Origin of the sequence: Marinomonas sp. TI.3.20, assembly GCF_038155025.1 — a bacterium.
Taxonomy (GTDB): Bacteria; Pseudomonadota; Gammaproteobacteria; order Pseudomonadales; family Marinomonadaceae; genus Marinomonas; species Marinomonas flavescens.
In genome coordinates, this window is record NZ_JBAKAS010000005.1 from 78,949 (window position 1) to 94,343 (window position 15,395).

Genomic DNA, 15,395 nt, shown 5'->3' on the forward strand with positions numbered 1-15,395 from the left:
ACGCAAATTTAAGCTTAAATCTGCGATGCATTAAGTCTACATAGCGTTAACGTATTGGCGTAAGATACAGCGCGAATCAAAAACACACTAACAAGCCCTTTTAATTGTACTTTTAATCGTTATAACTCTTTGTTTTGTTACGATAATAGTGGACAGGAATTACCACGGATGTTGAATTTTTCAATTGTTACTATCGCATTATGCGTTTTTCTTTATTTAGCTTTTTCACCCAGACTCGCACGCATCGAAGGTTGGAGAGCGACAGTCACCCCATTGGCTTCTATTATGGGCAGCGGCTTCCTCGTCGTCGCACCATTACTTGCTGATTCAGTCGGTTATTTTGCGGTATTCTGCATGGGGATTTTGTTACTGCTGTCTTATTCTGTTGGCAGTGCTATTCGCTTTAATATTCGCCACTTTGAACCTATCGAACACCAAAGAGGACCAGCACAAACGGTTTCTTTCGTTTCTCGTATTGTCTTAGCAGGCGCCTATTTCATCTCGGTTACCTATTATTTACAGCTATTATCAGCCTTCTTACTAAAAGCATTTGGCTATGAAAGCGAACTCTGGTCCAACGTGATTACCACGATTATTCTGCTCTTCATCGGAGGCGTTGGAATGTGGCGTGGATTAAGCCAATTAGAAAAAATTGAAAGCTACGCAGTGAGCCTTAATCTTGGCATGATTGCGGGTCTTTTATTTGCTTTAGCCGTGTATAACATTAAGTTAATTTCCTCAGGAAGTTGGCACTTACCCGAGTTAGATTCGACGATAGATTTGCATGACTTACGCGTACTTTTAGGCTTACTGATTGTCGTACAAGGCTTTGAAACATCTCGTTACCTACAAAGTGAACATCCAGCTGAATTACGCATTAGCACCATGCGTCTCGCCCAATGGATTTCTGCAGGGATTTACATTATTTTCTTAAGCCTGATGACGGTATTATTCCGTCAAGGCATGGGCGCGGATGTGACAGCCATAACAAGCATGGTTGCGCCTGTCGCAATACTCCTTCCAATATTAATATCAATTGCTGCCATTGGTAGTCAATTTTCGGCGTCTGTTGCGGACACCTCGGGTGCAGGCGGTTTGGTAGAAGACATCGCTCAACAAAAAATTCCTATCCGCTATGCTTACTTACTCGTTCTTATTGTGACAATTTCTCTCACATGGGCAACCGACGTCAACGCGATTATTGCTTATGCTTCACGCGCTTTTGCATTGTTCTATACTTTGCAGTCTGCAACCGCCGCTATTGTCGCCTACCAAACTCAAGATGTGACAAGACGTACGCAAAAAATAGCCTTCTATAGCGTCATTTCAATAATCTGTTTATTGGTGTTTTTATTAGGTTTGCCTGCGGAATAAGTTATTTCAAGACGGGAGGTAAATCACAAAAAAAGCCGTAATACATTATTTTATTACGGCTTTCCTTGGTTAGTGATTCTTTGAGTAATTGCGTTGAATGCTGAGCAGCAAACCATCATTATTAAGAGCGCGGCAACTCGGTATAAGGACGAGTAACCACGCGGCGTAAAGTATAGACAATGACCGCCAAAGCAACGACCCCAAATACCGTTCCCGCACCGCCGACACTTTGAATATCAACGCGTTGAATAACTTGATTACCTATCAGCGCACCAGCCCCAATGCCTAAATTAATAATGCCTGAGAATAAAGACATAATAATGTCTGAGGCATTGGTATCCACGTTGAAGACACGTACTTGTGCAGACAATGTCACCATCATAAGAGCAGCTCCCCAAAAGATAGCCAACAACACCATAGAGAACTCATCATGGGCAGCAAAATACAAACCACCGGTTGATAAAGCGACCGCTAAAGTACTGCCTACCAATAATTGAGAATTCGCCCGCTCTCCAAAATAGCTAAATAAAATACTGCCTAAAATACCAGCACCACCAAATAACAATAAAATGAGCGTCGTAAACCCAGCACTGCTATGTCCAACTTCTTTTAAGAAAGGCTCAATATAGCTATAAGAGGTGTAATGCGCGGTAAAAATCAAAAAGATAAATAAATACAAGAAGATCAAAATAGGATTTTTCATCAATTCTGACACTTTACTAAGCGTGCCCGAAAACAAGCTTGGTAAACTTGGCAACAAACGCGATAACACAATGGTAATCACTAAAGAGATAACGCCAATCACGGCAAACGTTGTTCGCCACCCTAAAGATTCTCCGATTAAACGACCGATCGGCACACCGAGCACCATGGCCAAACCTGTGCCTGTCGCCAATACACTTAACGCAAAGTTTTTCTTACCCCATGGCGCAACACGAATAGCAATCGAGGCCGTAATCGACCAGAACACAGCATGAGCAAGGGCAATTCCGATACGACTCATTACTAGAACGTCAAAACTCCAAGCCACAACCGATAAAATATGACTAACTACAAAGAGTATAAAACTACAAAGCAACAAGGTTTTACGATTCACTTTGCCAGTAATCAACATCAGCGGCAGAGACATTAAAGCCACTATCCAAGCATAAACCGTCAGCATCCAGCCTGCGTGTGCCGGTGAAATCTGAAAGTCTTTAGCAATAGACGACAACAAACCAACAGGGACAAACTCTGTGGTGTTAACAATAAACGCGGCAACACCCAGCATAATCACGCGAAAATATTGAGTTTTAGTCGATACTTGATCAACCATAGGAGAATCCAAGTTCATTTTGACCTGCAAAATAGTAAGAGATATTTAAAGAATATATTGTCTGCTTTTTACACAAAAACAGAAGTCTAAAATATGAATGTTTCAGTCAATGTAGAGCAGTAACGTTTAATCGACTATTTTTCTAATCGAGCCGATTTTTATTAGAGGGTATTTTTATTTTTCGCGGCCAATTTATTTGCCAATACAGCGCAAATAAATATCTGAAGAGGATGATAAATCATAATGGGCAATAACAACATACCTAGCATAGGACTGGCACCAAAGATGGCTTTCGCCATTGGTATACCTGCCGCGAGCGTTTTCTTTGTGCCACAGAATAACCCTGCCGATTGATCCGCCAGCTCAAAGCCCAGAAACTTTGCCAGCACTATCAATAAGCCGATCATAAACAATAAAATTAACAGGCATAAAACAATCACAGTGAACAAGGTCACTAAGTCAAAATCATGCCAAATACCACGTACCACAGAATCACAAAACGCATTATAAACAATCAGTAAAATGACGAGTTTATCTAATTTACTCGTAATCGTTTTATATTGAGTCAACCATTCACCAATGAATGGCCGTATTAACTGCCCTACAACCATTGGTAATAGCAATAAAACGGCAATATGACCAACCGTACGGCCAATATCAATATGCCCACCGGTGACACTCATAAAAAGCTGCACAAACAGCGGGGTCAGAAAAATCCCTAACACACTCGATAACGAGGCATTAAAAATAGCACCGGGCACATTACCGCCAGCAATCGCCGTCATAGCAACAGAAGAAGAAATCGTGCTGGGTAAAATCAATAAGAAACAAAAACCAAACGCCAACGCTTGCGGCAAGAGTTGCTCAAACCAATGGCCTAGCAACACCCAAATAAGCGGGTAAATAACAAAAGTCGCCGACTGAATAAATAGATGCAGCCGCCAACTACTCAGGCCTTTACGAACGTCTCTCGGAGAAAGGCTCACGCCATGTAACAAGAAGACAAACGCAATTCCCCACTGTGTGACTTGATCAAGATGTAATGGCCCATGACTGGCGCCTGCCATGGGAAATAGCACCGCCAAACCTATAGCGACGAGCATTCCCACCAAAAACCATTCTTTTTTTACCAAGCTCAACAAAACAGTCTCATTCCATATTTTACATAGTGACTAATACCACTAAAAATATCGCGCTTATTCTCTGGCTTTAAGCATCTCTTGTGACGAAGAAATGTGCGCTAAATCCTAACCCTCAACAACAAGAAGAAGAAAAACGGCCTAATTAATGTGTACAAATCTGTGGAGCCTGATAATCAAGCCCTAATAATTTAAAATAATTTTCACCCAAAGCAATATTTCGAAAGGCTTCATCATTAAGGTACTGATTTATACGCCCAGTGGCGTTTAGCTCACTTTGATAAACCTTGAAAGTATTTCCTAGAAAAGCGACAAAATCGGTTCCGGGTAAAATGCGCGTCGAATATTTATTTAAAAATGCCACATATTTAGCTTGTTTATCGGGTTTATTAAAGTAGTAATAATCCAAAATTCGCCATGAGATATCCATCATCAAGTTCGGATATTTATCAAGCAAACGCGTCAAGATCGCAATGTGGTCAGATGCCTTCATCTTAATCTGTTCCTGAGACAGCCCTAAATGCGCCCAAACAATCTTGTTATCTGGATACAACGCCAATACCTTCTCCATCAATGGTAAATACAAAGTTGGTGACGAGTCATTTCCTATGTCAGAATGGATCGTGAGGGGAAAATTACGTTTCCTCAACTCCGCCATAAACCCTGACCAATTTTTAATATTTTCAAATGTCGCGGCTTTATGCTGATTGTGCAATTGTGCTTGTTTAATAAGGTTCACTTCACCCATCCAGTGAAATAAGCCGGGGTATTCTTTGTCATAAAGCTTCATTATCTCGATCGTTGGACCAGGATTAGACAAATCCGTAAAGGTCATCGACAAGGTCAGGTGCAGCTTATTTGTTTTGAATTCGACCATGTTTGCAGCATTAACAAAATCATTCCGAATAGTTGGCAAAACAGGAACTCCAGGACACTTAGAATAATCTGAACAAGTAGAGTTGGCGGGCAACATCTGTCCAATCCCATATACATTGACAAAGCGCACGCTGGTTTGTAACAAATAGTCATTCACTTCCTGAAACGGAATTGCCTTTCCATCAAACGGCCGATAATGTAAGTGTGAATCGACAACCGCGGTATAAGGCTCAGTTTCTCTATTATAACAAGCAGATTCACCACGAAATGAGTCAAGCGAACGATCTATTACGTCACCATTAGAAGAGGCACATCCCGTCAAAAAAACCGCCTGTAAAACAAAATAAAGACAACGCCGCATCACAATATTTCCTAGTAAATAAGACAATTAAAGACCGTAGATTTCACTGAGTATTACTTACAAATCGCAGTTGATCGAACCTGTAATACGTTTTTGCCAGTTTTTTAACGTTACTGAACGATAATGGTTCATCTCAGCGTCAGGCACAAAAGACGTAATACCCACATGATCTAATAAGGCGGTCATGGCGGATTCTGCCGCTCGAATGGCACCATCGTCACATTTTAACGCAATGCCAAGTTTCAATTCAGGAATCGCAGCAACATACACGCCTTCTGCGCCCAGTTTCAAAAACACACGCTGTTGTAACGTCGTCATCATATCGGTGCAGTAACGCTCGGTACCTGCCACCATAAAAGGGTGTTTGACCACGGCATCGTATAAAGTTTTACAGGCTTTTTGTCGCGAAGGGGTTAACTCATCAGGGCTTGAGAATTTAGCAAAAGCCAGTGCAAGGTTCGTCAGAGGCATGGCCCATGTCGGCGCAGAGCAACCATCTGGTGACCAAGGTGCATTGCTATAATCGTACTCACACATCTCAGCCATGGTCGCGGAAATTTTTTGTTGTACTGGGTGATCGATCTCTATGTAACCATGATGTGAAGTATCAAGCAGCTTGGCTAAACCAAGCATACCAGCATGCTTTCCTGAGCAGTTATTGTGTAATTGGTTCGGTGTTTTGCCTTCGCCCGCTAGCTCGTAACTGGTCTCGGCACGCATCGGCCAATGACAACCACATTCAAAATCGCGTTCAGACAAGGCTAATTTATCTAGCATGCTTTGCACTGTCGCCACATGTTTTGGCTCACCACTATGCGACGCACAGCAAATAGCGATTTCTTCAGCGCTAAAATCAAACACTTCTGCGCCATTCATTTCAATAAACGCCAACGCTTGCATGGCTTTTATCGCGCTACGAGGGTAAACCAGCGACGCCACGTCGCCCCAAGATTCCACAAAGTCGCCAGTACTCGACACAATAACCGCCTTAATACTGTGTTCGCTTTCAACAATACCGCCGCGGGTCACTTGAACGGAAAGAGAATCGTGCTGCATTCTAAACTCCTTGTCTGAAAATAACGTGGCCAACAGACTAAAAGGAACGGGCGTTTACCACAAGACAAAAGTAACAAAAACGCATCAACCAAAGCCGATGCGTCTTAACCTATTTCGAAACCGTTACTTCTCAATAAAAAATTCAAGCGACAAACTAAATAAGCGCAACATAAGGTAGCGTGGATTCTGCGTTATTTAATATCTACTCTGCGGTTTTGATAACGGCCATCGGCGGTTCCATTACCCGCTATTGGCGAGGTCTCCCCTAAAGAAGTACTGTCCATCTGGTCTGGACTAACGCCTTTAACAGCAAGATAATTAATCACTGATTGAGAGCGCTTTAAACCCAAGTTAAAGTTATAACGTTTGCTGCCTACATTATCAGTATTGCCTTCAACAACCATGCTATTAACATGGCTTAAGCGGCCGACTAGCTGATCTAAAATATATCGTGATTGGCTTGTTAACTTGCTGCTATCAAAAGAAAAGTGAACGCGAGCAATAAGACCGTCTTTCGGAGCCAGTGGAATACCTTTGGACATAAGGAAATCAGCACATTCAGGTTTTACACCGCCAGCATGGATCATCTGAGCTTTAAGAAACTCAGCACTAGGGTCCTCTTTTTTCAAGCTTTGTACTTGAGCAAAAGCGCCTTGATTTAATAAAACACGTGTTCCCTGCCCTACTTGAACAGTCTTTTCAAACTCAAGACCAGCACCATGGCAATAATAATGCAACACATCCGTCGTTTCTGCGGCCATGACAGAACTCGCCTGTATAACACCGGCACTCAATACTAAACTCAACAATAAAAGTTTCATTCTTTTACTCCCTACCTGTCTGATTCACAATATGTTGTGCAATAAAGGTCTCAAGTGTTTCCCTACGCATCACATAACCATTTTTTACATAAAAAACTTCTGGTATAGCTGTTGGCAAATAGTTAGAAATATAATGCCCGTCAGCATCCTGTATCAATCTAAATTCACCATGAAATTTTTTCTTCTTTTTAGCAATGTCAATAACAAAGAAATCATCCTTTATTACAAAATCACCACTGTATATAAGGTTGTTAATAGCATTTATTTCATTCCTTTGCTTTACGTTATCTGTATTAACAAAAAGCAAAGTATCCGCTGATGCAAGATGAGAATAACCAAACAAAACTATCATCAAATAATATTTTACTGCTTTTATCATAATGCTGAGTGACCAATTTCTTCAGTTATCAACTCTAATATTTTGTTTTTTATTTCATTAGTATTCTGGGCTTGGTAAACTTCTCCACCCGTTTTCGACACACATTGAGACATTGCATTACCACCAACGGGGTAATCAAAACCCACTATTGCTAGCTTTGCTTTAACTTTTATACCGTTTATAGACTTACTTTCTAAATGATTAACAATAGTCGTACATAGTTTGTCTTTTAACAGGCTTGTTATACCGCCATTTGGCTCGTCCACCCCATCAGATAAGATAATAATAATTCGTCTAGGATTTGTTCCCGAATCAGCAACCTGAGCTCCTCTGATTAACCCAGTATACGAAGCTGTATAGCCTCCTGGCTTAAAACTGCCATTTAAAGATGTTATTTCAAACTTATCTGAAGAAGGGTCTGAAAGAAGAATAGTTCCGAATTTAGGCCACTTCCAAGAAGCAATGCTATTTTTTTTATTATTTGGGTAAGCAGCTAAAGAACCATCCGTAGTGAAAATATTATCAATAGTTTCACTTACATTTATTTCTCCAGTATTTTCGCAATACTTAAACCTGAAATTATTATTATAATAATACCTACGATCTTTATCATAGTAGTAATAATCACCATGATTATAGCTATAACTATAGCCATAGTAAAAGTAGTCATAGTAATCCTTGCAAGACTTTAGTCCAACACCATTTTTCCTATAATCCTTTTTATTCGCAAGGTATTGTTTTCCAGGATTATCTAAGCTGCAACGATCATTACAGATAAGATTGGACGAAATTTCTCTTGTAGATGAACTAGAATCAGTAGTGTACGAATTAAATCCTACAACGGCCAACTTATTCACTTTTCCATCAGTATTAAGATTATTAAATTTCTTAAGTTCTGTTGCTATTTCAACGATAATATTCTCTAAGTCTTTGTATTTTGTAGAGCCACCAGTCCAAGTATTCCCCATGGAGCCTGAAAAATCAGATACTAAAACAACGTCTACCGCTTGCGATTGATATTTACGGGCGATAGATGAGCCTTTGATATCAAAGCTTTTCCCCATACTCGCAATGCTGGAATCATTCGAATAAAGCCAACTATCTTCAGAAATAGTGACACTTGTTAGCCTGTATTCGAAGAAACGCTGTCCTGTCGTAGTACTACAGTTTGAGTTCTCTTCACAAGCTAATTTTGTCAGATCGATTTTTCCCACTGTAGCATTAGGGAAGTAAGCTTGAACTATTTTTTTCGCTGTTGCTTGTTGTACCCCTTTATCATCCGAGTTTTGAGCAGCGACAGTCAGTGTCGCAACTTCGGAAGCATCTTCTAAGCGGGCTTTATCTTGCAACGCACGAGCGCCATCTGTCCCTAGAATGAACATACCGATTAAAAACGGAAACATCATGACAAATATTAGAGCCGCGTTTCCTGATTCTTTATGATTCAACGTCGTCATCTTGCTATCGCCCTATTGAAATCGAACTGCTGTTAATCGTACTAGAACCTGTGCCAAATAGATTAGTCGTTTTATAACATAGGGTGACTCGGTATAAAGTGGCTTTTCTCCCCCAAGAAGTAACCACTGATAAATCGGGATTCAAAGCACTTCCAATATTACAAGCAATTCCAATCTTATGAATATCCAGAATGTTGGCCTTCAATGAACTATCAAAGGTCTGTACTTCTAAAACACTGCCAAAATCATTTATATCAAAGTGACTCATAGTACGAGCTAATGAATTCTCTACAATCAAATTCATCTTATCAAACTCAGCCTTAGGTACAGAAAAAGAATCGGCGGTAAATAACTGAGTGCGTTCTTTTATAATACTGACCGCAGAATAAGACATTCGGTCTAGTTTCCCTCTTATTGCCAACTGATTCACTGTGTTAGCACAAAAGACAAGTATTATAGAAAAGAACACAGCGATAATAGCGAATTCGACTGTAAAATTACCTTGCTCTTTATTTTGTCCATTCATAACGCTAGCCACCTATCTTAAATTTGCTGCGCTGATACTCTTGGACAACAATCATCTCTCGAGTAAATATGTTTTTTGCACTACCGAAATAACCAAAAATAGGTTTGAAATCATAACTTATTCTATAAATAGCAATAGGAGCGTTTGCAGCGACACCACATGTTACAAAATTTTCTTTATCTTTTGGGTCAGGCTCACATGCGTCTTTTACACTACTGAGATCATCGTAAGTAGTTACATAATGAATGCTATAGCGAAAATCATTTTCATTAACCAGAAACTTCCAAATACTACCACTCTGATCGATATCATTTTTAAACTGAGCTATATAGTCATCACTTGTACTGTATAGTTTACTTTGACGTGCAGTTTGAGAAATCATTAAATCTCCTATTGCTGACACATAAGACATATAACTCATTTCAACTAAGAGAAAACACATTAATAAAAAAACAGGAAAACCTACAGCGAACTCGATAGCAGCGACACCACTTTGCCTATCGATTTTTTGATTTTTAGGACATTTTCTTGATCCCATAATGAGCTTACTCATCAGCAACCTCGCTCATGGAAGGATTTACTTTAAGGGGTATGAAGGGAGCTTCTTTGACACTAAGAGCCTTTTCCGAAACCGATGATGACAACGTATTATCAGCGCGAGTAGAAATCATAAAAGGTACAGGAAGATCTGTTTTTATATCTGTTTTTATATCTTTTTTTGTAACTGTTTTTAAGTCGATAATCTTATTAAAGTCATGATCAGCCTTAATATTATCTTCCACTAGATGCGATGTGTTTTCTAGGGTAGAAGTCTTGCTTTCATCTAAACCAGACTTGTCTAATGAGTCGGTCATATTACTCATAGAAGGCACTGGTTCTGGCGTATCAAGATGCTCGACAAGAGCTGAAGAGGCAGATGCTGGATTAGGTTTTAGCGGTACATCTGAGATAACATTAGATGCTGCCGCTTTGAGCGACACTCGACTATCCGTAGGCTCACTCGTTTTTAAATCATTGTATATTTCTAGCAATTGATCTTTCGTATATTCATCAGAGTAAAGCGTACTTATGTAATCAAAACTTCCCAGCTTTGCCATAATAATAGCCAGATTGGCTTTTACATTACTATCAACTTTCCCTCTACTGTTTAAATACACTGGCAATAAAATAGCCGCTGCTTTTTTATAGTTCCCTTCAATTAGATCAAGCAGTGCCAAATTATTTTTAATAGTGACATCGTCGTACATCAAAGTGCGGGCTTGATTAAACGCGTCACGCGCTTTATCTAACTCACCTTTATCTGCGTATATTATTCCTAACATATTAAATGCTTTTGCATTTTTCGGGGTATTCTGTAAGGTGATTTTTAAAGAGCGTTCTGCTTGATCGATTTTACCTAGATTGTATTGAGCCACACCTTGTAAGTAAAAAACCTCAGGGTCGACCTTATTTTTTACCACTAATGGTGTCAAAGTAAATAACGCAGACTCATTGTCATGGCTGTCTATATAGGCCTTAGCTAGCTTAAGGCGAATATCAGCATTTTCTTTTTTCTTTAGCTCATTTTTATAAAGCTCAATTAATCGAAAATAATTAGAGGATTTAATAAGAATTTTTTCGCTCATTAAATCACTATTATCTCCTGATGCTTGAGATTCCATAGGGTATTGATTGGCACACCCAGTAATAGTGACAATGAAAAACGCCAGTACAATAAATTTAAGCACCCATTAACCTCATTACTCCCGGTGCTGCAACTACGATCACAATCGGAAACATAATAAATAAAATCAGCGGTATCGACATTTTCGCAGAAAGCTTGCCTATTTTTTCTTCAATACCGAGCATTTGTACTTCTCTAATGTCACCAGATAAGGTAGTTAACACCTCATAAATGGAAGTCCCATATTGTAAACTTTGATTTAAAGTCATTACAAAACTGCGCATTTCATTCGTTGGAACACGAATGTAAAGCTCTTCTAAGGCTTGTTCTAAACCAACAATTTTGGTTCTGTCATTTGCTTTACTCAACATAAACCCTAAGTCTTTATCAAAAGCGGTCATTTCTTTACTTAGGTAGTTCATTGCCGCCTCAATCGTCATGCCGGTTTGTACACAGACAGCTAGTAAATCAATGAGATAAGGGAGTTTACCAGTAATACTTATTCTTAGGCTCTTTGCTCGCATAGCCAAATAACTATCAGGCACTATCAGCATACAAACCAACCAAAGCGCCATTACTATCATCACACTTTTAAACTGCCACAAAGACACACTACCAAACCAATAGATACTTCCCAATCCAACTAATAAAAGAGCGTATTTGATCGGCATGAAATACACAGCATAACGCGTATCATAGAATCCGGAGGCAAGAAACTTCTGACGCATCTCCGCATCGGTAGAAGAGAAAATCGACACTATGGATTGAATAGCGCGTTTCCACCAAGAAATGGTATTTTTTTGTTCTTGCTTATTATAGGCGGTTAGCCAGTTTATTCCTCGAGTGGTTCCTTGTTTACGAAGTAAAAAAACAAGCACGATAAAAAAGTAAGCAAGCACTAATATTGCTATTAGCCACAAATGATCGGTAAGAAAAGCCAATTTATCGGACACTTCTCATTAACCCCCATACAATGGAAATACCAATAAACTCACTCGTCAGCATGTAATAAAGAATGTATCTTCCAGTTGGGTCATACAGAATATAGTGATAATTATCCGGACTGATAAACCTTAGCGCCAAGAGCATAATAAAGGGAATACCAGCCACAATTTTGACAGAGGCGCGAGCCTCTGATGTCATTGCAAATTTCTTTTTTTCCAATGAACGAATATTAAACATCATGCGGTTAAGTCGCTGAATAATATCCTTCAACTGACCCCCTCGCTCCATATTGGCTCTGAGTGTAATAACAAAAAAATAAAATGTTGGGTATGGAAGTCGTATGCAAGCCCTACGAAAAACATCGTTTATTGACTCACCCATTTGCAATCGCTGTCCCATAGCGCGAAATTCAGTAGCAACTTTGCCTTCCAATGTTTCGCCAACATAATTAATCGCTTGGCCAACGCTCTCTCCAGATGAGACAGCGCTGGTTAACATATTAAGCGCCACTGAAAATGATTCTTCGAATTTTCTACGGTCTCGATCTTGTAACCACTGATACATGTATAAAGTGCCAGCAATAGAAATGACAACAAAAGTGCCAAGGGGACTAACAGGCAGGTAATAATAATTAACAAGACGAGCCACAACAAATAACACGCCAAAAAACACCACCACCTTTACTAACGCGGCGCTTCCTAATTGCTCTTGTAGGTTCTTCCATTTAACACCGACTCTATCCCAAAAACTGTATCCAGAAAGAGACTTCATATTGATCGCTTGCTGTTTTGAGCTAACCGCTTTTGAGTCTGTCAGCTTGGTAAACTCATTAAGGTAATCAAGCCGCTTATCCTGTTGAGAACGGCTTAATGAATAAGCAATACCTATGATAGAGAGACCAAGAAGAAACAATAATAGATAAATCATCTTCTTTCTTCTCCAGGAGCCAATTTAGTGAAAGCACTTTGGAGACGATCTTCCAAACCAAAAAAACGCGCCTTTTCAAACAATACCGAACGTTTCATTAGGCCTGACGTGACAAATTCCCCTTGTAGCTTGCCATGTCCACTTTGATTGTAATTAGGTTGAAACCGGAAAATTTCCTCAAGCACAACACTGCTACCTTCTAGACCAACCACTTCGGTAATGCTCATTACCTTGCGGGAACCATCATGTAAACGGCTGATTTGAATAATTAAATCGACCGCACTGACTATGGTTCGTCGAATCGCTTCTAAGGGCAAATTACTCGTTGCCATCATCACCATAGACTCCACTCGAGCCAGCGCATCACGCGGGGTATTTGCATGCAATGTAGACATAGAACCATCATGGCCTGTGTTCATTGCTTGCAGCATTTCAAAAGCTTCTGAACCACGACACTCACCCACAATAATACGGTCTGGTCGCATCCGCAGAGAGTTAATAACTAGATCTCGCTGATTCACAATACCGGTATTTTCTATGCCTGCAGTGCGTGTTTCCAAGCGCACGACATGAGGCTGTAATAAACGTAATTCAGCTGCATCCTCTATGGTAACAATACGTTCATTCTCTGAAATATACTGAGAAAGCGCGTTTAGCATGGTAGTTTTACCTGAGCCCGTTCCGCCTGAAATCAAAATATTCAAACGACAACGAGCCGCTACCATCATCACCTGAGCCATTTCTACACTCATAGCTCCAAATTCACACAATTGCTCAAAATCGATGCTTTGCTTTTTAAACTTCCGGATCGAAATAGCGGTGCCATCAATGGCAATAGGAGGAATAACAATATTGACCCGACTACCGTCTGGCAGGCGCGCATCACAAGTTGGCGAAGACTCATCGACTCGTCGACCTACTCGAGACGCGATACGCTTCGCAATCTCAAGTAGCTGACGTTCATTAATAAAATCTACATGAGCCTTTTCCACTAAACCATTACGTTCAATGAACACATTCTCATGCCCATTGATCATGATATCGCTAATCGAATCGTCTTCCATTAAGCTTTGTAGCGGCCCAAGACCAATCAACTCATCGACAAGACTTTTGACATAATCCCCCCGTACCATTTTTGAGACGGACAAGCCTTCACGCTCAACCAGTAAATCAATCGCGTTAGCAAGCTGACGACTCAGCTGACTTTTGTCCATTGTTTCAATGATGTCTGGGTCTAGTGCATCAAATATTTGGCGCCGTAACGCTACATATACGTCTTTAGTTGCTACCATGCTCGCTTCCTACTGATAGACATCATGAACTAAGTGAGAATAAAGAACGTTTTTGCTTAGGAGCAGCGGACTCACCTAATATGACCGAGGTTAACTCTTGCAGTGGTTTCGCGGCTTTCAATGATGTTTTGGCAATGCGCTTATTATCTAAAATAGTAGCAGGAAGCTGTTCACAAAAAGGGATTTCAATGTCTATTTTTTGTTTAAGAAAGTTTTCTACATCTTGGCGATTAACCGTGGCGGCTTTTTTAGGCATGGTATTATTTAGTACCAATATTAGGCGCAGCGCATTACTTTGATTCACCTTCCGTATGCTGTCTCGCATCCTAGCGGCGTCCCGTAATGAGGAAACGCTAGACTCTATCACCAGCACAATAGAGTCGCATTGCGCAATAAAACTATCCGATACAATAGAAAAGCCAACCGAGGCGGAACAGTCTTCTATCACAAAGTTCACATCCGCTGCCAAAAGATCAACAATGGTATTGGTATAATCAAGTAAGGCTGCACTGTCTAGGTTATCAGCCGTTAACGACAACAAAGACAACAAGCTGTTTTCTCGATGGATCAAGCTTTCAGCAAAGGCTTCATCAAGAGAAGACGTCACTTCACCTTGTTGTATTTTACGCCGCTCGAAATCCTTAATTCCCATCATGATATCAAGGTTGCCAGTAAAATGATTTTGATCAACCACTAAACAAGATGACTTCTTATCGGCACTCAACTGATACGCCATTTCTGCGCAAATAAGCGTTGCACCAACACCACCCTTAGTACCAATAATACTAATGTATTTTGCGCGACGATTTTGACCTGGCCCACGGCTACTTTTCAGCTTTCGGTTATCGCTCACGCTACGAACAAAATCAATCAATTCTTGCTTGGTAATAGGCCAAAATAAATAGTAAAAACCCATCGATTTAAGGTTACGAATAGTCGAAATAGCGTCTTCACTACCAATAATAATCACAGAGGCATAATTGGGTAATAAATGCCTGATGCGCTCAGCGTCTTTCGCAATGTCTTTACTCTTATTGAGCTCAACAATAACCACTTCGATGTCTGAATTGCGTACATGATCAACAATACCTTCTTCATCGTTTTGCACAATAGAAGGTGGAGCAACGCCATCAAATCGGTACGCTTCTAGAACTAAATCCTTACATTTGTCGGTTTGAAAAAATAATACCGTATTGACTTTTTCAACCTGCAAAGTTTCTTTCTTTTTAATACTTTTAAGGGAGTCGACTAGATCGAACATAAT

At 40.1% G+C, this 15,395-nt stretch carries 15 protein-coding genes; 1 reads left to right on the top strand and 14 read right to left on the bottom strand.

Annotated elements, in window-relative coordinates:
- Nucleotides 1-168 precede the first annotated feature (168 nt).
- Entirely contained in the window at nucleotides 169-1,374 is a 1,206-nt protein-coding gene (locus tag V6259_RS07280; RefSeq protein WP_341584013.1) for a hypothetical protein, read from the top strand.
- Between the two features lie 121 nt (nucleotides 1,375-1,495).
- On the opposite strand, the gene V6259_RS07285 is transcribed toward V6259_RS07280, so the two are convergent.
- The 14 genes from V6259_RS07285 to V6259_RS07350 form a co-directional block, all read right to left on the bottom strand.
- Nucleotides 1,496-2,707 (bottom strand): sugar transporter, encoded by a 1,212-nt coding sequence (locus V6259_RS07285; RefSeq protein ID WP_341584014.1) that lies wholly within the window; start codon nucleotides 2,705-2,707, stop codon nucleotides 1,496-1,498.
- A 143-nt stretch (nucleotides 2,708-2,850) separates the two neighbouring features.
- A complete protein-coding gene (locus V6259_RS07290; RefSeq protein WP_341584015.1) occupies nucleotides 2,851-3,831 on the bottom strand; it encodes a bile acid:sodium symporter family protein in 981 nt (326 codons plus the stop codon).
- 142 nt (nucleotides 3,832-3,973) lie between these two features.
- Entirely contained in the window at nucleotides 3,974-5,065 is a 1,092-nt protein-coding gene (locus tag V6259_RS07295; protein WP_341584016.1) for an amidohydrolase family protein, read from the bottom strand.
- A gap of 57 nt (nucleotides 5,066-5,122) precedes the next feature.
- Nucleotides 5,123-6,121: an asparaginase gene (locus tag V6259_RS07300; protein WP_341584017.1), complete on the bottom strand. Its 999-nt coding sequence runs from the start codon at nucleotides 6,119-6,121 to the stop codon at nucleotides 5,123-5,125.
- Between the two features lie 191 nt (nucleotides 6,122-6,312).
- Complete coding sequence (locus tag V6259_RS07305; RefSeq protein ID WP_341584018.1) at nucleotides 6,313-6,942, bottom strand: OmpA family protein; 630 nt, start codon at nucleotides 6,940-6,942, stop codon at nucleotides 6,313-6,315.
- Nucleotides 6,943-6,946: 4 nt separating this feature from the next.
- On the bottom strand, nucleotides 6,947-7,321 hold the full coding sequence (locus tag V6259_RS07310) for a hypothetical protein (protein WP_341584019.1): 375 nt from the start codon (nucleotides 7,319-7,321) through the stop codon (nucleotides 6,947-6,949).
- Nucleotides 7,318-8,778: a TadE/TadG family type IV pilus assembly protein gene (locus V6259_RS07315; RefSeq protein ID WP_341584020.1), complete on the bottom strand. Its 1,461-nt coding sequence runs from the start codon at nucleotides 8,776-8,778 to the stop codon at nucleotides 7,318-7,320. Before V6259_RS07315 ends, V6259_RS07310 begins: the two co-directional genes overlap by 4 nt.
- 4 nt (nucleotides 8,779-8,782) lie before the next feature.
- Entirely contained in the window at nucleotides 8,783-9,304 is a 522-nt protein-coding gene (gene tadF / locus V6259_RS07320) for a tight adherence pilus pseudopilin TadF (protein ID WP_341584021.1), read from the bottom strand.
- 4 nt (nucleotides 9,305-9,308) lie between these two features.
- Nucleotides 9,309-9,857: a TadE/TadG family type IV pilus assembly protein gene (locus V6259_RS07325; protein WP_341584022.1), complete on the bottom strand. Its 549-nt coding sequence runs from the start codon at nucleotides 9,855-9,857 to the stop codon at nucleotides 9,309-9,311.
- Nucleotides 9,850-11,031, bottom strand: a complete 1,182-nt coding sequence (locus tag V6259_RS07330) for a tetratricopeptide repeat protein (protein WP_341584023.1) — start codon at nucleotides 11,029-11,031, stop codon at nucleotides 9,850-9,852. The genes V6259_RS07325 and V6259_RS07330 overlap by 8 nt, the downstream gene beginning before the upstream one ends.
- A complete protein-coding gene (locus V6259_RS07335; RefSeq protein WP_341584024.1) occupies nucleotides 11,024-11,920 on the bottom strand; it encodes a type II secretion system F family protein in 897 nt (298 codons plus the stop codon). Before V6259_RS07335 ends, V6259_RS07330 begins: the two co-directional genes overlap by 8 nt.
- Complete coding sequence (locus V6259_RS07340) at nucleotides 11,910-12,839, bottom strand: type II secretion system F family protein (RefSeq protein ID WP_341584025.1); 930 nt, start codon at nucleotides 12,837-12,839, stop codon at nucleotides 11,910-11,912. Before V6259_RS07340 ends, V6259_RS07335 begins: the two co-directional genes overlap by 11 nt.
- Nucleotides 12,836-14,131 carry a CpaF family protein gene (locus V6259_RS07345; protein WP_341584026.1) on the bottom strand — a complete coding sequence of 432 codons (1,296 nt, stop codon included), beginning with the start codon at nucleotides 14,129-14,131 and terminating at the stop codon, nucleotides 12,836-12,838. Before V6259_RS07345 ends, V6259_RS07340 begins: the two co-directional genes overlap by 4 nt.
- A gap of 22 nt (nucleotides 14,132-14,153) precedes the next feature.
- On the bottom strand, nucleotides 14,154-15,392 hold the full coding sequence (locus tag V6259_RS07350) for an AAA family ATPase (RefSeq protein ID WP_341584027.1): 1,239 nt from the start codon (nucleotides 15,390-15,392) through the stop codon (nucleotides 14,154-14,156).
- Between the last annotated feature and the right edge of the window lie 3 nt (nucleotides 15,393-15,395).